This window comes from Salinimicrobium tongyeongense (genome assembly GCF_026109735.1).
GTDB lineage: Bacteria > Bacteroidota > Bacteroidia > Flavobacteriales > Flavobacteriaceae > Salinimicrobium > Salinimicrobium tongyeongense.
Genome location: NZ_CP069620.1, coordinates 2264160 through 2285251, shown reverse-complemented (window position 1 = coordinate 2285251; position 21092 = coordinate 2264160). Strand labels below are relative to the sequence as shown.

16 protein-coding genes are annotated in these 21092 nt (G+C 41.9%); 8 read left to right on the top strand and 8 right to left on the bottom strand.

The genetic code is table 11. The features are described from left to right. Window positions 1-84: 84 nt before the first annotated feature. The 4 genes from rpsJ to rpsL are packed head-to-tail and all read right to left on the bottom strand — an operon-like array spanning window position 85 to window position 3414. Window positions 85-390, bottom strand: coding sequence for a 30S ribosomal protein S10 (rpsJ, locus tag JRG66_RS10090; RefSeq protein WP_010181931.1), 306 nt, complete (start codon window positions 388-390; stop codon window positions 85-87). A 12-nt stretch (window positions 391-402) separates the two neighbouring features. Continuing rightward, the gene (gene fusA / locus JRG66_RS10085; protein WP_265162644.1) at window positions 403-2514 is read right to left on the bottom strand and encodes an elongation factor G; all 2112 of its coding nucleotides are present in this window, start codon (window positions 2512-2514) and stop codon (window positions 403-405) included. Between the two features lie 3 nt (window positions 2515-2517). Next, a complete protein-coding gene (rpsG, locus tag JRG66_RS10080; protein ID WP_265162643.1) occupies window positions 2518-2994 on the bottom strand; it encodes a 30S ribosomal protein S7 in 477 nt (158 codons plus the stop codon). A gap of 45 nt (window positions 2995-3039) precedes the next feature. After that, window positions 3040-3414: a 30S ribosomal protein S12 gene (gene rpsL / locus JRG66_RS10075; RefSeq protein ID WP_029037125.1), complete on the bottom strand. Its 375-nt coding sequence runs from the start codon at window positions 3412-3414 to the stop codon at window positions 3040-3042. 461 nt (window positions 3415-3875) lie between these two features. On the opposite strand from rpsL, the gene JRG66_RS10070 reads away from it, so the two are divergent. The 7 genes from JRG66_RS10070 (at window position 3876) to rlmB (ending at window position 16088) form a co-directional block, all read left to right on the top strand. Further along, window positions 3876-7103: a SusC/RagA family TonB-linked outer membrane protein gene (locus JRG66_RS10070; RefSeq protein ID WP_265162642.1), complete on the top strand. Its 3228-nt coding sequence runs from the start codon at window positions 3876-3878 to the stop codon at window positions 7101-7103. 10 nt (window positions 7104-7113) lie between these two features. Continuing rightward, entirely contained in the window at window positions 7114-8544 is a 1431-nt protein-coding gene (locus tag JRG66_RS10065) for a SusD/RagB family nutrient-binding outer membrane lipoprotein (protein WP_265162641.1), read from the top strand. 305 nt (window positions 8545-8849) lie between these two features. Next, window positions 8850-9575, top strand: coding sequence for a hypothetical protein (locus tag JRG66_RS10060; RefSeq protein WP_265162640.1), 726 nt, complete (start codon window positions 8850-8852; stop codon window positions 9573-9575). Between the two features lies 1 nt (window position 9576). Continuing rightward, a complete protein-coding gene (locus JRG66_RS10055; protein ID WP_265162639.1) occupies window positions 9577-12339 on the top strand; it encodes a TonB-dependent receptor in 2763 nt (920 codons plus the stop codon). A gap of 12 nt (window positions 12340-12351) precedes the next feature. Then, window positions 12352-13548 carry a DUF4249 domain-containing protein gene (locus JRG66_RS10050; protein ID WP_265162638.1) on the top strand — a complete coding sequence of 399 codons (1197 nt, stop codon included), beginning with the start codon at window positions 12352-12354 and terminating at the stop codon, window positions 13546-13548. Window positions 13549-13555: 7 nt separating this feature from the next. Next, window positions 13556-15298 (top strand): hypothetical protein, encoded by a 1743-nt coding sequence (locus tag JRG66_RS10045; protein WP_265162637.1) that lies wholly within the window; start codon window positions 13556-13558, stop codon window positions 15296-15298. A 52-nt stretch (window positions 15299-15350) separates the two neighbouring features. Further along, window positions 15351-16088 (top strand): 23S rRNA (guanosine(2251)-2'-O)-methyltransferase RlmB, encoded by a 738-nt coding sequence (rlmB, locus tag JRG66_RS10040; protein ID WP_265162636.1) that lies wholly within the window; start codon window positions 15351-15353, stop codon window positions 16086-16088. 6 nt (window positions 16089-16094) lie between these two features. On the opposite strand, the gene JRG66_RS10035 is transcribed toward rlmB, so the two are convergent. Beyond that, window positions 16095-16844, bottom strand: a complete 750-nt coding sequence (locus JRG66_RS10035) for a rhomboid family intramembrane serine protease (RefSeq protein ID WP_265162635.1) — start codon at window positions 16842-16844, stop codon at window positions 16095-16097. A 175-nt stretch (window positions 16845-17019) separates the two neighbouring features. Between JRG66_RS10035 and JRG66_RS10030 the strand changes: the two genes are divergently transcribed. Beyond that, entirely contained in the window at window positions 17020-18297 is a 1278-nt protein-coding gene (locus JRG66_RS10030; protein ID WP_265162634.1) for a replication-associated recombination protein A, read from the top strand. Here the strand turns inward: JRG66_RS10030 and JRG66_RS10025 are convergent. The 3 genes from JRG66_RS10025 to JRG66_RS10015 are packed head-to-tail and all read right to left on the bottom strand — an operon-like array spanning window position 18291 to window position 21069. Further along, complete coding sequence (locus JRG66_RS10025; RefSeq protein WP_265162633.1) at window positions 18291-19166, bottom strand: hypothetical protein; 876 nt, start codon at window positions 19164-19166, stop codon at window positions 18291-18293. The genes JRG66_RS10030 and JRG66_RS10025 overlap by 7 nt on opposite strands. Then, window positions 19163-20557 (bottom strand): DUF5723 family protein, encoded by a 1395-nt coding sequence (locus JRG66_RS10020; RefSeq protein ID WP_265162632.1) that lies wholly within the window; start codon window positions 20555-20557, stop codon window positions 19163-19165. The genes JRG66_RS10025 and JRG66_RS10020 overlap by 4 nt, the downstream gene beginning before the upstream one ends. Beyond that, window positions 20554-21069, bottom strand: a complete 516-nt coding sequence (locus JRG66_RS10015; RefSeq protein WP_265162631.1) for a hypothetical protein — start codon at window positions 21067-21069, stop codon at window positions 20554-20556. The genes JRG66_RS10020 and JRG66_RS10015 overlap by 4 nt, the downstream gene beginning before the upstream one ends. Window positions 21070-21092: the final 23 nt, after the last annotated feature.

Here is a 21092-nt window from a genome sequence, read left to right as displayed (position 1 = left end):
TATTTTTCACCGTTTTTCCCTCGCCTACAGCTCGGGACATGTTGCGTCTAATTGTTGAGACAAAGCAGGCTTTGTCTCCTACCATCAAACTTTGATCTCTACCTCTACTCCACTTGGCAATTCAAGCTTCATCAAGGCGTCAATCGTTTTTGAAGAAGAGCTGTAAATATCCAGCAACCTCTTATAAGAACTCAATTGAAATTGCTCTCTCGACTTTTTATTTACGTGTGGAGATCGCAACACTGTAAAGATCTTTTTGTGAGTTGGCAACGGAATTGGCCCTGTTACCACAGCTCCCGTACTTTTTACGGTTTTCACGATCTTTTCGGCAGATTTGTCTACCAGGTTGTGATCGTAAGATTTTAATTTTATTCTGATTTTTTGACTCATTTTCCTGATAAATTAATCGTTAGCGGATCCCTTAGCTGCTTTAATTACCTCTTCTGAAACATTAGAAGGAGTTTCAGCATAATGAGAGAATTCCATTGTAGAAGTTGCACGACCCGAAGAAAGGGTACGAAGTGTGGTTACATATCCAAACATTTCAGAAAGCGGAACTTCTGCTTTGATAACTTTAGCTCCCGAACGATCTGACATATTATTAACCTGCCCTCTACGCCTGTTCAAATCTCCCACGATATCCCCCATATTCTCTTCAGGAGTCACCACTTCAACTTTCATAATTGGCTCAAGGATCACAGCACCTGCTTTCTTGGCAGCATCTTTATATCCCATTTTCGCAGCCAACTCAAACGAAAGCTGGTCAGAATCCACAGGGTGGAAAGAACCATCTACTAAGTTCACTTTTAGAGTATCCATATTGAATCCTGCTAAAGGACCATTTTTCATAGCCTCTCTAAATCCTTTTTCTACGGAAGGAATGAATTCTTTTGGAATACGTCCACCTTTGATCTCATCAACAAACTGAAGTCCGGGTCCTTTGAAATCTTCATCTGCAGGCCCAAGCTTAAAGACAATATCACCAAACTTACCACGTCCACCAGATTGTTTCTTATAAACCTCTCTGTGATCTGTAGATCTGGTTACAGCTTCTTTATACTCAACCTGAGGCTGTCCCTGGTTAACTTCAACTTTAAATTCTCTTTTTAGACGATCTACAAGAATTTCAAGGTGAAGTTCTCCCATTCCTGAAATAATTGTTTGACCTGAAGCCTCATCAGTCTTCACCTGGAAAGTTGGATCCTCTTCAGCAAGTTTAGCCAAAGCCATACCCATCTTATCAACATCAGCCTTTGTTTTAGGCTCAACAGAAATACCAATTACCGGCTCAGGGAAAGACATAGATTCAAGCACGATTGGGTGCTTCTCATCTGTCATGGTATCCCCTGTCTTAATATCTTTAAAACCAACCGCAGCTCCAATATCCCCAGCCTCGATCCTGTCAATTGGCTGTTGCTTGTTAGCATGCATTTGATAGATACGGGAAATACGTTCTTTCTTACCTGAACGTGTATTCAAAATATACGATCCGGCATCAAGTGTACCTGAATAAACTCTAAAGAATGCCAAACGACCAACAAATGGATCTGTAGCAATCTTAAATGCGAGCGCAGAGAAAGGAGAATCAACGTTAGGCTTACGGCTTTCTTCTTTTTCTGTATCAGGGTTAACACCAACAATAGCCTCAACATCTACAGGAGAAGGAAGGTAACGCATTACCGCGTCAAGCATAGCCTGAACTCCTTTGTTCTTAAATGAAGAACCACACATCATTGGGATGATAGACATATCTATTGTAGCAGCTCTAAGCGCAGCAATGATCTCGTCTTCAGTAATAGAATCTTCATCTTCAAAGAATTTCTCCATAAGAGCCTCATCATATTCAGCAACCGCCTCTACAAGTTGAGCTCTGTATTTATTTACGTCCTCCATCAATTCCTCCGGAATTTCGATGGTTTCGTATGTCATTCCGTAGTCTTCCTCATTCCAGATGATGGCTTTCTTAGCAATAAGATCTACCACACCTTTGAAATCTACTTCCTCTCCAATTGGCACCTGAAGCGGAACAGGATTCCCTCCAAGCATTTCCCTAACCTGGTTACAAACATTAAAGAAGTCTGCACCCTGACGGTCCATCTTGTTAACAAAACCAAGTCTTGGTACGCGATATTTATCGGCTTGTCTCCAAACAGTTTCAGATTGAGGCTCCACACCATCAACCGCACTGAAAAGAGCAACCATCCCATCAAGAACACGAAGTGAACGCTCTACCTCTACAGTAAAGTCAACGTGCCCGGGAGTATCAATAATATTAACAGTGTATTCCTGGTCGCGGTAGTTCCACTTACAGTGCGTGGCAGCTGAAGTAATTGTAATACCACGCTCCTGCTCCTGCTCCATCCAGTCCATAGTAGCAGCACCATCATGTACTTCTCCTATTTTGTGACTGATTCCGGTATAGAAAAGAATACGCTCTGTAGTTGTGGTCTTACCCGCATCAATGTGCGCAGCAATACCAATATTTCTTGTAAATTTTAAATCTCTTTGTGCCATTTTTTAGAATCTAAAGTGAGAGAATGCTTTGTTAGCTTCAGCCATTTTGTGAGTATCCACTCTTTTCTTAACAGCCGCACCTTCTTCTTTAGCTGCAGCAAGAATCTCAGCCGCTAGTCTTTGCGCCATAGATTTCTCGTTACGCTTTCTCGAATAAGAGATCAACCACTTCATAGCAGTTGAAACCTTACGATCTGGTCTAATTTGCATTGGGATTTGAAAAGTTGCACCACCCACTCTACGGCTACGCACCTCTACGTGGGGCATAACATTAGATAGAGCATCTTTCCAAAGTTCAAGTGCAGTTTTTTCTTCGTCCTGTTTTTTCTCCTCTACAATGGCGATGGCATCATAGAAAACTTTAAAGGCAACAGATTTTTTACCATCCCACATCATCATGTTAACAAAACGAGTTACTAACTGATCATTAAACTTTGGATCTGGTAAAAGTGGCCTTTTTTTCGCCTGTCTTTTTCTCATTTCTTCTTTGTAATAAGTTAATTGTTACTTGCCTTTGAAATAAAATTATTTCTTAGGCTTTTTAGCACCATATTTTGAACGCCTCTGGGTTCTTCCTGCAACACCGGCAGTATCCAGAGCACCACGTACAATATGATACCTAACTCCAGGCAAATCTTTAACTCTTCCGCCTCTAACCAATACTATCGAGTGCTCCTGGAGGTTGTGACCCTCACCAGGGATGTACGCATTCACCTCTTTACCATTCGTTAACCTTACCCTTGCCACTTTACGCATTGCAGAGTTTGGTTTTTTAGGTGTAGTGGTGTAAACACGAGTACATACTCCCCGTCTTTGAGGGCACGAATCCAAAGCAGCCGATTTACTCTTCTTGGTAATTGTGGCTCTTCCTTTTCGTACTAATTGTGAAATTGTTGGCATAATTTCTTTTACACTAATTATTTATTTGATATAAGCCCTTTTCTAAAAAGGTCTGCAAAGGTAGAAATAAAACCCAATAATTCAAATCTTAAGCAATTAATTTTCAGAGGCATTATAAGCAACAAAAAAACACGTTTGTTTTTTGCCATTTTTGACACCCCAGAAATACTTTCGGCTTTTATCTGAAAAAATTTATTATCCCAGATTTCTCTCCAGGATAAAAATTTTTTTATCAATTTATTTGACCCTTCAAATGATATTGATCATGCTTTTATATAGAGCACACACCAACCTGAAAATGAATCCACTACATTAAATGCATAAAACGACTTTAAAACGTTAACGAAAGCTTAAATAATGAGTAGTTTTTAAGATTAAACTAAAGTTTTAAAGAAAAAAAGTTGTCAGGATGACAATTTATCTTCAAATTTGGCACTGGCTAATTCAAACAAATCATTAAAATGAAAACAAAATTAAGTGGAATGCTAACGCTATTATTGGCGTTAGTTGTGCAAGTTACCTTTGCACAACAAGACCTCACAGTATCGGGTACTGTGACTGATGCTAATGGGATGCCTCTCCCGGGGGTGAACGTACTTGTTAAAGGTACTACCAAGGGAGTACAGACAGATTTTGACGGGAATTACTCCCTCGAAGTAAGTCAGGGCGAAGTACTGGTATTTTCCTATCTGGGAATGCAAACCGCAGAATATCCTGTTACGAACGTAGACACAATTGATGTGATCTTAAAACCAGATGCCGCTCAACTTGAAGAGGTTGTAGTGACCGCTCTCGGGATTTCGCGTGAAAAAAGATCTTTAGGTTATGCTACCGAAGAAGTTAGCGGTGCCGAAGTAAACACGGCAAAAGAAGGTAACTTCATTAACTCTTTATCTGGTAAAGTATCAGGTTTGGATATCAAAAAGAGTAGTACTCTTGGTGGTTCTTCAAACGTGATCATCCGTGGTTATACTTCATTGACTGGTAACAACCAGCCTTTATTCGTAGTAGACGGAGTGCCAATTAGCAATGAAAACACTAACACCTCTACTCAACAGCGAGGTGGAGGCGGGTACGATTACGGTAACGCAGCCATGGATATCAATCCAGATGACGTTGCGTCTGTAAACGTTCTTAAAGGGGCTGCAGCATCTGCACTATATGGGTCTCGTGCCGCGAATGGGGTAATCATTATAACTACAAAATCAGGACAAAAGAACGATGATATTGGAGTTACCATTTCCAGTGGAGTAACTTTTTCTGAAATGGATGATGATACTTTTGTTGAATATCAGAAAGAGTATGGTGCCGGATACGGAGCTTTTTATGGCCCAAACGAGGATGCTTACTTTAACGAATGGGATGTTGATGGTGACGGAACAGACGATTTGGTAGTTCCATTTACAGAAGATGCTTCTTTTGGTGGAAGATTTGACCCCAGCCTGATGGTTTTCCAATGGGATGCATTTTATCCTGAATCTCCAAACTATCTACAGGCTACCCCATGGACAGCCGCTGAAAATGGACCCGAATCTATCTTTAGAACAGGGGTTTCATACAACCACAGCATCTCTCTTGATGGAGGAACAGACCGAAGTACTTATAGATTGGGTTATACCCTTTATGACCAGGAAGGTATTCTTCCAAACAGTAACATTAAGAGAAACACAGTAGATGTAAAAGCTACTCACGATTTCACCGAAAAACTTACTGCAGGAGTAACTGCAACTTATACCAACACTGATGGTAAAGGACGTTACGGAACAGGTTATAGTGGAACAAACATTTTCCAGTCTATGCGCCAGTGGAACCAGGCAAACGTAGATTTTGAAGCTCAAAAAGATGCTTATTTCTCTACCGGAAGAAACATCACCTGGAATTATGCAAATGCAGAAGGTGGCAACTTTAGTCCTATCTATACTGATAACCCATACTGGCAGCTTTATGAGAATTATCAAACAGATGTTAGAGATAGGGTGTATGGAAATTTCAACCTAAACTACGAATTTACTGACTGGTTTACTGCTACAGGACGGGTGTCTATGGATACTTATAATGACTTAAGAGAAGAGAGGAGAAACGTTGGAAGTAACGGAGTTTCACACTACCGTAGATATGATGCCAGCTATACCGAGCTCAACTACGATTTACTTTTAAACTTTGATTATGACCTTACAGAAGACCTTAACCTTTCAGGTCTATTTGGTGCCACGGCTAGAAGACAGACATTCCGTCAAATGAGAGCCAGCACTACCGGTGGTTTGGTAATTCCTGGTCTTTTCGCTTTATCAAATTCACAGAACCTTTTAGAGCCACCAACAGAAAGCTTTGAAGAACTACATACTAACGGTTATTTCGCCAGCGCATCATTTGGTTATAGAAACTTACTTTTCCTTGATGCAACTGCAAGGGTTGACGAATCTTCCTCACTACCAGAAGAAAACAACTCTTACTTCTATCCGTCTGTTTCTACAAGTGTTGTATTTTCAGAATTCCTGAATAATGACTGGTTGTCATTTGGTAAGCTTCGTGCCAACTATGCAGAAGTAGGTAACTATGCACCACCATTATCTGTTCAGAATGTATATGCCAACCCTACAAACTTTAGGACTCCGCTTTACTCTGTGAGCAGCACTGCCAATAATCCAGACCTTAAAAATGAAACTACCAAGAGCTGGGAAGTTGGTTTGGAAATGGAATTCTTTGACAGACGTTTAGGTTTTGACGTGGCTGCTTATCAGTCCAACTCACAAGATCAATTAATGCCTGTGACCATCACAGCTGCTACTGGTTATACCTCAAGATGGGTTAATGCCGGTGAAATCGAGAACAGAGGTCTTGAAGCCAGCTTACATGTAAGCCCAATTAGGACTGATGATTTTGAATGGAGGATCAACGGTAACTGGTTTACCAATGAAAGTGAAGTTATCTCACTTTACGGAGACAACAAGAACCTCGAGCTGGCATCACTCCAGGGAGGAGTTTCTATTAACGCTACAGTAGGAAAACCTTACGGTACAATTTGGGGAACTAACTACACTTATTTAGAAGATGGAAGTGGTCCTGTTATTAATCCAGACAACGGAAGGTTTGTTGTAGATGGAACTCCACAGCCACTTGGGGATATTAACCCAGACTGGAAAGCGGGGATAAGCAATACTTTCTCATATAAAGATATTGCCTTCAGCTTCCTAATCGATATCCAGGAAGGTGGAAGTGTGTTCTCTCTTGACACATGGTACGGTTATGCTACAGGTGTACCTGTAAACACTGCAGGACTTAATGAATTAGGCAACCCAAAGAGAGATCCTGTATCAGAAGGCGGAGGTATCTTATTGGAAGGAGTTAATCCTGATGGAACTCCGAATACAACCAGAACCTCTATGAGTAACTACGCCAATGCTATAGGTTATGGTTATGCACCTAATGCTTATCATGTTTATGACGCAAGTTATGTTAAATTAAGAGAAGCTACTTTATCTTATTCTTTACCAAACTCTATCGCTGAAAAAATCTCTATGACAGACGTAACCCTGTCTGCAGTAGGAAGAAACTTGTGGATCATTGACAAAAACATTCCTTACTCAGATCCTGAAGCAGGTTTAAGTTCTGGAAATATCCAGGGATATCAGTCTGGAGCAATTCCAACTGCCAGAGAGTACGGGTTTAACGTAAGACTACAATTCTAAAAAAAATATCATGAAGAAACTATTTTTAATCATATTACTGGCTACTGGGGTGGTAGCATGTTCTGACGACCTGTCAGACGTAAATGTCGATACAAAAGCCCCTACAGAAGTTGCGGCCGATGTATTATTCTCAAATGCAACTAAGAATTTGGTTGATCAAATGGTCAGCACAAATGTTAACAGGGGAATTTTTAAACTTGTGGCCCAATATTGGACTGAAACCACATATACCGATGAAGCGAACTATAATCTCGTGGAAAGAGATATAAATGGTGCCCAATGGATAATTCTTTATCGAGATGTTCTTAAAGATCTGGATGAAGCAGCCATGATTATAAATGAAAATCCAGACTCTTCTCTGTCTGAAGCCCAAATTCAAAACCAATTGGCTATGATTGAAGTACTGCAGGTCTTCACATGGCATGTTCTTGTAGACACTTTTGGTGATATTCCTTACACAGAAGCTCTGGATCTTGAAAACAGTACTCCTGTTTATGATGATGACGCTGCAATTTATGCAGATATCGTAACTCGATTAGATGCTGCAATTGCTCAACTTACTGATGGAGCCGGTGGATTTGGTCAGGCCGATTACCTTTATAATGGGGATGCCGGCCAATGGGCAAAATTTGCGAATTCCTTAAAACTTCGTTTAGCTTTAAGATATGCTAATGTTGATGACGCCAAAGCTGCTCAAATGGCAACTGAAGCTATTCAGGCCGGAGTATTTGAATCACTTGCCGATAATGCAGCTATGGATTATGAAGCATCAGCTCCAAACACCAACCCTATCTGGGAAGACCTTGTACAATCTGGTCGTGCCGATTTCGTTGCAGCTAACACAATAGTTGATAAAATGAATGAACTTGATGACCCAAGAAGAGATGATTATTTTGCTCAAAATCTTGGAGAGGGTGTTTATGATGGGGGAACTTACGGTGCCAACGGAAACACTCAAGGTAACAGCACAATTTATAGCGAGCGTTTTGAAGACCCGACTTTAGAAGGTGTACTTTTAGATTATACTGAAGTGGAATTCCTAATCGCCGAAGCTGCCGCAAGAGGTTATATTAGCGAAGATGCAGAAACTCATTATAACGAAGCCATTACTTCATCTATTCTTTATTGGGACGGAACTGAAGCTGAAGCCGATGCCTACATTGCACAACCAGCAGTTGCCTACAGCCAGGAAAACTGGATAGAAAAAATTGGTGTTCAAAAATGGATCGCTTTATACAACCGCGGTTTTGAAGCCTGGTCTACCTGGAGAAAATTAGATGTACCTGAATTACCTAATGCAGCACAGTCTGGTCTTCCGGTACCATTAAGATTCACTTATCCTGTAAGCGAAGCTACTTTAAACAGTGCAAACTGGGAAGCCGCTTCCAGTGCTATAGGTGGAGACGAGCAACAAACTAGAATTTTCTGGGATCAGGATTAACCCAAAAGTACTTACAATCGTTGATTAAGAAAAAGGCTGTCCAATTGGGCAGCCTTTTTTGATTAAGGGTAAATAATCAAATATTACTACGTCACTTGTAGGATTAAACTTCTATTCGGGTTGAATTAAAACCGAAAAAAGTAACTCCTCAAAGTTGTTTTAGTATATCCAGCTTATAGATTCTATAGTATTTCCATAAAAGAACAATACAAAACAAAAAAATATAGAAAAACCTTAAAAACACTTCTCATTATGTTATAAAAATGCTAATTTCCCCTCTTATACTTCACCAACCTATTTTTTAAATGAAAAAAAACTTTAGACAGTTTCTATCTCTGCTTCTCCTGTATCCTGCAGCAAGCTTTTCTCAAACAGCAGTAGAGCCTGTTTATGAACTCTTTGATTCTGCAATCCACATTCAAAATACAGATCTAGCAAATGGCACAGAGTACGTGGAACAGCATATAATACAAAGTAATGATCACAAGTATTTTCAAACCATGGTATACTTAAATGGCAACGTGGTGTATAATGGTCAGCCTTATTACAAGCTAGATCTACAATACAACGTTTACGACGATCTTCTTCTTACTCGAATTCCTACCGCCGGTGGTGCTACACTCATCCAATTGCACAAAGAAAATGTACAGGCTTTTAATATTGATGGGCACAGCTTTATTGCCCTGAAAAGAACTTCAGATGAAAAACCTCAGTTCTATGAAATTCTACTGGAGGGCAACAATACTCTCTTGCTGAAGAAACATCGAAAGAAGATTAAAAAACATTTAGATCAGAATTTCACCTACTTCGAGTTCAAGGAAGACACCCCTGAATATTTTGTTGCGGTAAATGATATTCCCGAAGAAATTGAATCCCAAAGATCTGTTAGTAAGCTGTTCCCTAACAAGGAAGAGCAAATTCAAAATTTTTACAGGTCTAATTCCCCTCTAAAAAGGGCAAATCCTGACAAATTTTTTACTCAGCTGTTTCAAAGCCTCATTCCATCAACTTCAGAATTAAACCACAACTAATTTGAAGAATTTTGTTACCCTGCTAATACTTTTCTCTCTGCAGTACCTCACGGCTCAGGAGAAAGCTCCTAAAGTATCCCTCTCTTTAGAACAAACTACCTTAGAACAGGTTCTTGGCGAAATAGAACAGCAAACAGGCTTACACTTTTTTTATGTTGAAGACTGGGTAAAAGGCACACAGGTAACGGCCAACTACAACGAAATCACCGTATCTGAAGTCTTAGAAAAGCTACTTGAACAGACTCTTCTCAATTACTATTTTTTAGACAATAACAGAGTGGTCATTACAAAAAGTAACATCATATATGATCAGTTACCTCAGGGGTTCTTCCCCGACACCTCAAAAATAGCTGCTGAAAGGCCAAAAGAGACGAAAGAATATAATCCTGTTTTCTACACTCAAAACAAGAGTCCCAAGGCAACAAGTAAGACAATATTTATAGGTAAAGAAACCCAGACTTCAGGCACCGGGTTTTTCAATTTGACTGGGCAGGCAACAAATCAGCAGACTGGAGAACCTATTTCCAATCTATCTATCATTGTTCAGGGAACGACTATAGGAACCGTAACCGATATCAATGGTAATTATAACCTGAGATTGCCCGCAGGAGAGCATCTTTTGGAAACCAGATCTTTGGGAAATGAAGACGTGGTGACCCGGCTGGTCATCTTTAGCGACGGCACGTACAATTTAAACCTTAAGGAAGATTATGAGCTGCTGGGAGAAGTACTGGTAGATTCTAACCAGGCCGAGAATGTAGAAGATGCCATTGGCGGGACAGAAGATATTGACATAAGTGAAATCAAAAATATTCCCCTGGTACTGGGAGAAAGGGATGTTATGAAAGTAGCTGTTACTCTTCCGGGAATTTCCACTACGGGTGAGGGGTCTGCCGGCTTTAATGTGCGAGGCGGCAAAACCGATCAAAACCTCATCCTGATTGATGATGCAGTGCTTTACAATCCTGCACATTTCTTCGGAATCTTTTCTGCCGTAAATCCTTTTACCACTGGAGATATGACCATCTACAAAGGAAACATTCCGGCACGGTTTGGTGGCAGACTTTCTTCTGTGTTCGACATCACCTCGAAAGATGCTAATACCCAGAAATTCGCGGGGGAGGTTTCGGTGGGGCCCGTAACCAGCAATGTAGCTCTCGAAATCCCAGTGATTAAAGAGAAATCGGGACTTCTCCTTGGCGGAAGAAGTACCTATTCAGACTGGATTTTAAAGAACCTGGATGACGAATCTTTGAAAGACAGCGAAGCTTCCTTTTATGATGTCATAGCAAAGTACAATCATAAATTTAGTGACAAAACTAATTTTAAAGCCACTGGCTACTTTAGCCGTGATAACTATAGCATCACTTCTGATTCGCTCTTTAACTATCAGAATTTACTGTTCTCCATGAAGCTCAATCATAAGTTTAATGACAAAAATGACGGCAGCCTTATTCTTACCAACAGCCACTATAACTTTGATATAGATTACGAAAGCGAATACAACAATAACTTTACATCAGGCTATAAAATAAATGAAACTGAAGTTAAGCTCAACATGAGGTACCTTCATAATGCTGCTCATAAATTTGATTATGGAATTTCAACCAAACTCTATAATGTGCACCCTGGTAAAATAGAGCCTGTGGGAAGTGGGTCTATTATTGAACCTTTTGAAATTCCGAAGGAAAAAGGCCTGGAATCGGCTATTTATCTGGCCGATAACTTCACGGTTAATAACAAACTGCTTCTTAGCGGCGGCCTTCGCTATTCTCATTATGCCGCACTTGGTGAAAAGAACCAGAAAGTATATGAAGAAGGCCTGCCAAAATCTGAAGCTACAGTAATAGATACCATTCACTACGGAAAAAATGAAGTAATGGAAACTTACGGCGGACCCGAAGTACGCCTCTCGGCAAGATACCTTCTGCTTCCCGATCTCTCTTTAAAGCTTAGCTACAACAATGCTTACCAGTATATTCATACCCTTTCCAACAACACGACGGTTTCGCCTACAGATACTTACAAGCTCACCGATAAAAACATAAAACCCCAACGTGCCAACCAATATTCTTTAGGGCTTTACAAGAACTTCAACAACAATATGTATGAAGTGAGTGTGGAAGGCTACTACAAAGAATCTGATAATATCCTGGATTACAAAGTAGGAGCGCAGCTTTTTCTGAATGAAAACATTGAAACTGAAGTTTTACAGGGAGAAGGCCGCTCTTTTGGAGCCGAATTTCTTCTGAAAAAAACCGAAGGCCGTTTGAACGGATGGCTGGGCTACACCTACTCTAAATCTGAACTAAAACTCGATGGAGCTTTTAATGAACAGCAGGTAAATAATGGTGAGTATTTTCCGGCCAATTACGATAAACCCCATGATCTAAGCCTGGTAGCTAATTATAAATTGACCCATCGCTTCAGTTTCTCAGCCAATTTTGTATATCAAACCGGGCGCCCCGTCACCTTCCCCACCGGGAAATACTATCAAAATGGAATTGAATACGTGCTTTACAGCGACCGCAACAAATTCCGGATTCCAGATTACTACCGCCTTGACCTCAGTTTTAACGTAGAAGGAAATCACAAGATCAAGAAATTTGCTCACAGTTTCTGGAATATTTCAGTTTACAACGTCCTGGGAAGAAATAATCCGTATTCAGTATTTTTTGTGACTGAAGAAGGAGAAGTCAAAGCTTACAAAAGCTCCATTTTTTCAATTCCTGTACCTACCATCACCTATAATTTCAGATTTTAAAGCGGAGAGAATATGAACTGTATCAACATTAAATCTGTCATTCGCCAACTTCTTTTGCTCGTTTCTGCAATGGTCATAAACAGCTGTGTGGAGCCTTATGAATTTGAAACGGAAACTTTCGAGAACCTTCTCGTGGTAGAAGCTTTGATCACCGATGAAGTCAAAACCCAGGAAGTCAGGCTCACACGCACCTACGAACTCGAAAAGCAAATACCTGCTGCAGAAACAAATGCAGTTGTTACCATAACCGATGATACAGGTACTCAATTCCGGTTCTACGAATCAGATACTCCGGGAATCTATCTTTCCAGTACCCAATTTGCTGCCCGGCCACAACACACTTACCAGCTGCAAATTGAAACCCGTGACGGAAACTCTTATATTTCAGATTCCGCCGCTTTGATCCCGGGAGCTCAAATCGATAATCTTTATGCCGAACGCGGCTTTTACCAGGGAGAAGATGGAGTTGCATTAATGGTAGACAGTGAGTATTCCTCATCAGCCTCCAGGTACGCGTTATACGAGTATGAAGAAACTTATAAAATTGTCTCTCCATATACGGTGCGCAACACCATAAAGTTTGAAGGAAACAACTGGAGCGTTGTTCCAAATACCCGCCAGGAAACCGTATGTTACAACACGGTGCCATCAAATGACATCATTCTCTCAAACACTAGCTCCCTTAGCGACAATGAGCTCAAATCATTTGTGGTGCGCTTTATAGATGCAAAAAACCCTGTACTGGCCCAGCGTTACAGCATTTTGGTGAAACAGTATTCTTTAACCCCCGAGGCTTTTTCTTATTATTCCACACTTAAAAAAATCTCGGGTTCAGGAAGTGTTTTAAGCCCCACCCAGCCGGGTTTTGTAAGTGGTAATATTCGGGCTGCTAATGAAAACGAGAAAGTTATAGGCTTCTTCACCCTCTCCTCTACCTCTTCAAAAAGGGTATATTTCAACTACCATGATTTCTTTGCATTTGATGAACGCCGACCACAATTTCCAGAATCTTGTTTAATATTTAGGCCGGGAGAGAACTTTGACACCCCAATTGGTATGATCAAAGGCGGAACAGTTCGATATTACAGCATGGCCGGAGCACCTGTTCCGGGGGAATTAGGCGAAGGCCCCATGAGAGTTATTTCCACCGAATGTGTAGACTGCACCGTTTATGGCACCAACCAGGCACCCGATTTTTGGACTGAATAAAATGAACATGAAATACCTTTTTTTCACACTTACCTGTTTCTTTCTCCCGCTGCATTTTTCTGCGCAGGCAGTAGATAGTTCAGCCGGAGCTGCACTGCTCGAAAAAGTTCCGCAGGAAAAGATCTTTGTCCATTACAATTCTTCGTTGCTTTTTCCGGGAGAATATCTGTACTACAAGCTCTACACTCTTGAAAAGGATACAGAAGAATTCAGCGAAATAAGCAAAGTTGCTTATGTAGAATTAATAAGCGAAGATGGAAATAGCATTTTTAAGCATAAACTTTTGCTGAAAAATGGCCAGGCACAGGGAGATTTCTTTATTCCCACCACGGTACCTTCCGGAAATTACAAATTATTGAGCTATTCAAACTGGATGAGGAATTACAAGTCGTATTTTGCCGGGGATATTGCGATAATTAACCCTTACCGTGGCGATTCTTCGGCTATTTTGTCAACTTCTGAAGGAAATCTGCCCATTTTTCAAAATTTTGAATCAACTGAAACTCCTGTTACAGACAGCAAGAATCCTGTGAAAATCATACTGAAAAATGCCATTTTTGACAGGAGAGAGAAAGTAGCTCTAAAGCTCGAAGGAGTTGCCGGTGAGTATTCTCTTTCCGTTAGAAAAAGAGACAGCATTTCTATTCCGAAGAAATTTACTGCTGAAGATTTTGACCTTTCCTTTCCTGCCGCACGTCAAAATACAGATTCGGTCTTTCTTCCTGAAGCCCGTGGAAACCTCATCTCTGGCCGAATTGTGGCAAATACGCCGGATGCAGCCCGCAATTTAGCCGGTAAGAAACTGGCTTTCTCCCTTCCGGGTAAAGATTACATTCTCAAGATCGCAACTACAAACAAGCAGGGAAAATTCTATCTCAATTTAGATGAAGCCTACGACACCCCCGAAGCTTTGATGCAGATTTTGGGAGGTGAAGCCGAAAATTACGAGATACGGCTCGACCCCTTACCTCAAATCAATGCTCCTGAACTGGAGTTCGCAAACTTCAGGATAACCCCTGCCATGAAAGAGAATATTCTTGACCGCAGCGTACAGGTTCAGATTGAAAATGCCTATTACAGCGTTAAACCCGACACATTAAAAATTCTAGCTGAAAAAGAACCTTTTTACTCTCAGGAACCAACTGTTTATAATCTCGATGATTACACCCGGTTTCCCACTATAAAAGAAACCATGGTTGAAATTGTCATGTTTGCCCACCTGGCAAAGGGCAAAGACGGATCTGAGTTCGTCATCAACCAGACAGACGGCGCAACAAATTTTTATCTTCCGGCTTTGCTTATAGTAGACGGCGCTATGGTGCAAGATCACGATCTCTTGATCAACTACCCGGCTAAATACGTGAAAAGCATAAAGATCCTGAGGGATAACTTCTTTTTGGGCTCTCATATTTTCTCCGGAATTGTTGATGTTGAAACTATTGAGGGAAATTTTTCTGAATCTTTAAACCAGGATTACATCAAAAGAGTGGCAATGAAACTTCCTGAAGCCGGCAAGAATTACTTTAAGCAATCTTATGCCGCTTCTTCAGGTAACCCGCTGTCAAGGATTCCAGATCTAAGGACTCAACTTCTGTGGAAACCTTCAGTAGAAATAGATGCTTCCGAAGAAGTTATTGAATTCTTCACTTCCGATGTTCCCGGGAACTATGAAATTCACCTGGAAGGTTTTACAAATTCGGGAGAACCTGTTTCTGTAAAAAAGGTTTTTTCAGTTCAGGCTCGGGAATGAAGTAATTTTTAAGAGTCCGCCGCAGCCATTCAATTATCTCTATCTTTGCAGTATGAAAGATACAACCACCATTTTTGGAATTAGGGCCGTTATTGAAGCCATTCAGAATAATGAGACCATAGATAAGATCTTTGTTCAAAAAGGCCTTAGCGGACAGTTATTCCAGGAGTTACAGCAAAAGACCAAATCTGGCGACTACAATATTTCTTACGTGCCGGTAGAAAAATTAAACCGACTGGTAAAAGGAAACCACCAGGGTGTTGTGGCAAAGATCTCTCCCGTGCAATTCGCCGATTTGGCTTCTGAAGTTGAAAAAGCACTTCAGCAGGAGGCTGCTCCCCTCTTCCTCCTACTCGACCAGGTTGATGATGTGCGCAATTTTGGTGCGATTATAAGAACTGCCGAATGTTGCGGTGTGAACGCGATCATAATTCAGAAAAAAGGGGGTGCTCCGGTTACAGCCGATACGGTGAAAACCTCTGCCGGGGCGATCTTTAAGATTCCGCTTATAAAGGTAGACCATATCAAAGATGCCATTTTCTACATGCAGGGCTCGGGTATTAAAGTGGTGGCTGCCACAGAAAAGACAGATAAACTGCTGTATTCTGTAGATTTTAAAGAACCAACCGCCCTGGTAATGGGAAATGAAGGTAAGGGTATTTCTGAATCTGTGCTCAAGCTGGTTGACGACAAAGCCAAACTCCCCATGCAGGGCAGTATTGGCAGTTTAAATGTATCTGTAGCCTGCGGTGCTTTTCTTTATGAGGTGATGCGGCAGAGACTGGATTAGCGAAGTCTATTCTTCCTTTGGCCGGTCTTTTTCTTCCCGTTTGTAGTGGTAAACATAAAGTGGATCGTCTTCCACATCAGGGTTTTCAATGAAGTTTCCGTTTTCATCAAAATGCCGCATAAAAGGGTCTTCCTCTTCCCTGTAAGTTTCCTTTTCCCACTCGTATTTTGGGGCACGGGCAATATTCTGCCTGTAAATGAGCGCAAAGATCAATCCTGAAAGAAGTCCTGCCAGGTGACCTTCCCAGGAAATTTTGGGATCAATGGGTGTAATGTACCACAACAATCCGCCGTAAAGAAAAACCACGATCAGGGAAAGCGCTACCAGTCTGAAATATCTCGAAAAAATTCCTTTAAAGAATAAAAATCCTGCCAATACATAGATCATTCCTGAAGCCCCGATGTGAAAGGCCGGCCTCCCAATGAGCCAGGTAAGGAACCCCGACAGCAGGAGCCCTAAAAAAAGGATTTTCCAGCTTAATTTCCGGTAAAAATAAAAGAGGGAAAGACTAAGCACGAACAGCGGAACTGTATTGTGAAACAAATGTTTTATCCCACTGTGTATAAAAGGTGAAAAAACTATGCCTCTTAGCCCTTCAAGGCTCCGGGGATAGATCCCGAAGCTGGTGAAGTCCCAGCCAAAGCGTATTTCCATCCAAAACACGATCCAGATAGCCAGCACAAACAACAAAGGGTAACCTACCACCCCTGTAGTAAATATAAAAGGATCTGTATTTCCCGATTTTTCCGCCTTCATGGCTTAGCACATTACAAAAAGCTGACCATTAAAAACGAGGCTTGTAAAACCTCCCAAAAATGACATTTTTGACGCCTCATTCTTGCACACCTTCTTCCTTCTGCCAGTTCGTCATTAAGAAAACTTAAAGCTCTTCCGTTTTCTGCAAGAGTAGTCAATTTACTATTTTTACCTCATGAATAAACCATTGGCCGAAAGATTACGTCCGCTTTCATTAGACGATTATTTATCACAGCAACACCTGGTGGGTCCCGAAGCTGCCCTGCGCAAGCAAATTAAAAGGGACATTATACCCAGTATGATCTTTTGGGGGCCTCCCGGCGTGGGCAAAACTACCCTGGCAAATATCATTGCGAACGAATCTGGCCGCCCCTTCTTCACCCTTAGTGCCATTAGCAGCGGTGTTAAAGATGTAAGGGAAGTTATTGAAAAAGCAAAAAAGAGCGACGGACTTTTCACCACCAAAAATCCCATCCTGTTCATTGACGAGATCCACAGGTTTAGCAAGTCTCAACAGGATTCCCTTTTAGGTGCAGTTGAAAAGGGCTGGATCACCTTAATTGGTGCCACCACCGAAAATCCCAGTTTTGAAGTGATTCCCGCCTTGCTGTCGCGAAGCCAGGTTTATGTGCTCAACTCTTTCTCAAAAGACGATCTTATCGCCCTGCTGAAAAGAGCCATTGCTGAAGATGAGCTCATCTCCAAAAAACAAATTGAATTACAGGAAACCGAAGCTCTGTTAAGGCTTAGCGGCGGTGATGCCCGAAAGCTCCTCAACATTTTTGAGCTCGTGGTGACTTCTGAAGAAGAAGACAAGGTAGTGATCACCAACGACATGGTGATGAACAAAGTTCAGCAAAACACGGTGCTTTATGACAAGACCGGGGAGCAGCATTACGACATCATTTCGGCATTTATCAAATCCATCCGCGGCAGCGATCCAAATGCGGCCGTGTACTGGCTGGCAAGAATGATAGAAGGGGGTGAAGATGTGAAATTCATTGCCCGCCGTTTACTCATTTTAGCTTCCGAAGACATTGGCAATGCAAACCCCACGGCTTTGATCCTGGCCAATAATACCTTCCAGGCGGTTTCTACCATTGGCCACCCCGAATCGAGGATCATATTGAGCCAGTGCTGTATTTACCTGGCCACTTCCCCAAAATCAAACGCCTCATATATGGCGATCAATGAAGCCCAGGCGATGGTAAAAAAGACCGGGAACCTTCCTGTGCCGCTGGCCATAAGAAATGCCCCTACCAAACTCATGAAAGACCTTGGTTACGGCGAAGATTATAAATACGCCCATAATTACGAAGGGAATTTTGCCGCAGCCGAATTTCTTCCGAAGGAAGTAAGCAACCACACCTTTTTTCGCCCCGGAAACAATCAGCGGGAGCAGGCACAAAGGGATTTTCTGCAAAAACGCTGGAAAGGCAAATACGGTTATTGAGCTTTCGCCGTATATTTTACGCTAATGAGTTGCTGGGAATTAGGTTCAAGGTATTCAACAACCAGGTTTCCACGGGTGTCAAAAAAGGCATTTCCGGAGATGTTTTTTGAAGAGTACAAATAGTTGTCTCCGCCTCCCGACTTCAGCAAAGTTCCGAATTTACCCGGCTCGCCTTCCCTGAAAAGCTCGTAACCTGTAGGTGTTTTCACCAGCTTATAGGTAATGGCGCCGTTCACGAACTGCAAATTTTTGTTTTTCTGAACTGCTTCAGGAACTGCCGGGGATGCTTTAGCAGCTTTTTCCATTTCTTCGGAAGTAACCACAGGGTCTACAATGACTTCTGAAGGTTTTTCCTGAAGATCTCTGGCCGCAGGCACAGGATCTATCACCACTTCAGCAGGATCATTTTCCGAAGAATTTTCAGCAACAGTAACCCCGCTTTTTATAAGTTCTGTGCCTTCTTTTAGGCCTTCAAAAGAAGTAAAGGCTTCCCTCAAAGCCTCATGATATGATTTTTTGAAATTCTTTTCCCTGCTCGTGCCGGTTTTTGAAGTAAACAACACCTCTCCCTGGCAGTTTTCGAGGGTCACATAGAGTTTTGAACGAAATATCCCCGAGTCATTGTGAACATTGGCTTTGAGCACGTCGCAAAGCCCCACATTTGCCGGAGTCTTCTCCCCGTAAAGGGCCTCAAAACCGTACTTTTCGAGAAGAAAGGCGGTGAGGGCGTTTAACTGGTACTGGTTTGGGTGCTTCAGGAATTCAAATTCCTGTGGTACAAGCACATAGTGATACTTATTGGCATCCTGCCCAAAAATGTTCCCGGTGATGCCGATCAAAAAAACAAAAAAGAAAAAAAAGGTTCTCATTCCCTGCTAAACATTAGCTGGACCCCAAGCTGCACCGAGGCATTTTGCGCCTTTGCAAGATTTGTATAATCCAGCAGATTATCTGCAGCAAGATAAACATTAAAATTGGAAAGTCTGGCAGAAAACAGGAGCCCTATATTTGAAAACGAGTAGGAATCGGCAGTGTAGGTGATCTTCCCCCTGAAATTGTCGTTAAAGGTTTTATCAAAATAAAGCGTGGTGGCATAATTGAGGCCCCTAGGCCGTTTTACGGCAAAAAACTGGGCTCCAAGATGGTTAAAATACCTTCTTCGGCCCATGGGGCGGTAGCAGTTACAGGGTTCGGCATTTTCAGCAAACCCAAAATCTATTGAGGCATTGAACTTTACCGGGCGCCAGGTGGTGTAAGAATTGGTTAGGGTTTCATCTTTCAGGTTTTTGTCCAAGTTGTCTTCCCATTCATCCCAGTACTCGCGCGTACCAGGGAAAAGCAGCTCGATCCCGTCGGTTTGGTAATCTCCGTAGTACCTGTAGTTTTCAACATTTTTGGTTTGGCGCATAAAACCTATATCCAGCAGGCTGGCTGTCACCCTGTATTGATCTGAAGGGTACCAGGTGAAGCCGGCATCGAGGCCCAGCCCAATATTACCTCCCAAAAATGCCTTTTTTAAGAAGCTCGCCATCAGCTGCCTGTCGGTAGCATCAGAATCTGTGAGTTCGTCCCACCCGGCGGTGTTTATCAAGATATCGACCTGCGACATATAATGCCGGTAAAGGTTGGGGCCTTCAGGGGAAAGCTCGGTTCTAAAAATCCCGGTATTATCAACACTGTGGGCATTAAAAATTCCGGAATAAATTTTTCCGCGGAAGCCGTAGTTAAAATCTTCAGAATAATAATTGGTAAAACCCAGGTGGAAAACGTTGAGTACCTCGGCAGTGAAAGCAGCATCCGAAAAATCGAAATTTCGCCCTATGTAATTTTTATTCCCTTCATAAGCCAGCACTGCAGGGTCTTTGGGAAAGTACACAAAGGCATCAAATTCCTGGTAAATCCCGGCCGTATAATACCTTCTTTGCCTGTCGCGCCATCCAATTGAAAAGATCTCAAGCTGCTGGTTCACGGTAAAAAAATCTTTTCGGGTAAGCTTGTGCAGCGAATTTCTAATCCTGTCATTTACTGAACCCTCACCTTCCCTGAAAATATCGTACATATTCACCCCCGAAGAGCCTGCCGACAAATGGATTTGAGACAGAAATGGAAGCCCAATATGCATGTCAAAATTGGTTTCGGCACCGGGGTTTAACAGGAGGCTTTGCGGCAAATCGTCAAAATTGTACAGCAGCTGTTTGTTTTGGGCCATTATACCCGAAGAAAAAGTCAATATGAAGAGGACAAACAATATTCTCATCATTGGAATTCAAAGTAGAAAAACCCTTTTGAGGCCAGCTGCAAAGAACCTGCAACCGCCGAAGGGTCATGCCTGGTGACTTCAACAGACATTTTTATACTCCTTCTTATTCGTGTTATTTGTGCTTCGTTAATGATTTCGGTGTAATCTACCACCGCCGGTTCTTCTAAACTTCCCTGCGGAATAGGAACTACCACGGTATGCTGCACCCCGTTTCCCGGCGAAAGGAACCTGATGATGGCATTTAAAGGACTCTCGAAGGTGTTGGTGAACCTGAAGTTGAAATCGGCCCGCACCAGGTCATTTTGTATATAATCATCATCGAGAAAATCGAGGCGAGTCTCATCTTTTGCCGTTACGCCACTGCCAGACACAGTGGTAAATTCACTGGCAACAAGGTCAAAAAAGATAAGGTCTACGGCTGCTTCGGGAGACAGCACTATCTCGTTTGCCTGGTCAAGATCAACATCTTTAACACAGGAAAAACAGGCCACGAGGAGTGTCAAAAAGGCCATTTTAGAACAACATTTTCTCCAGG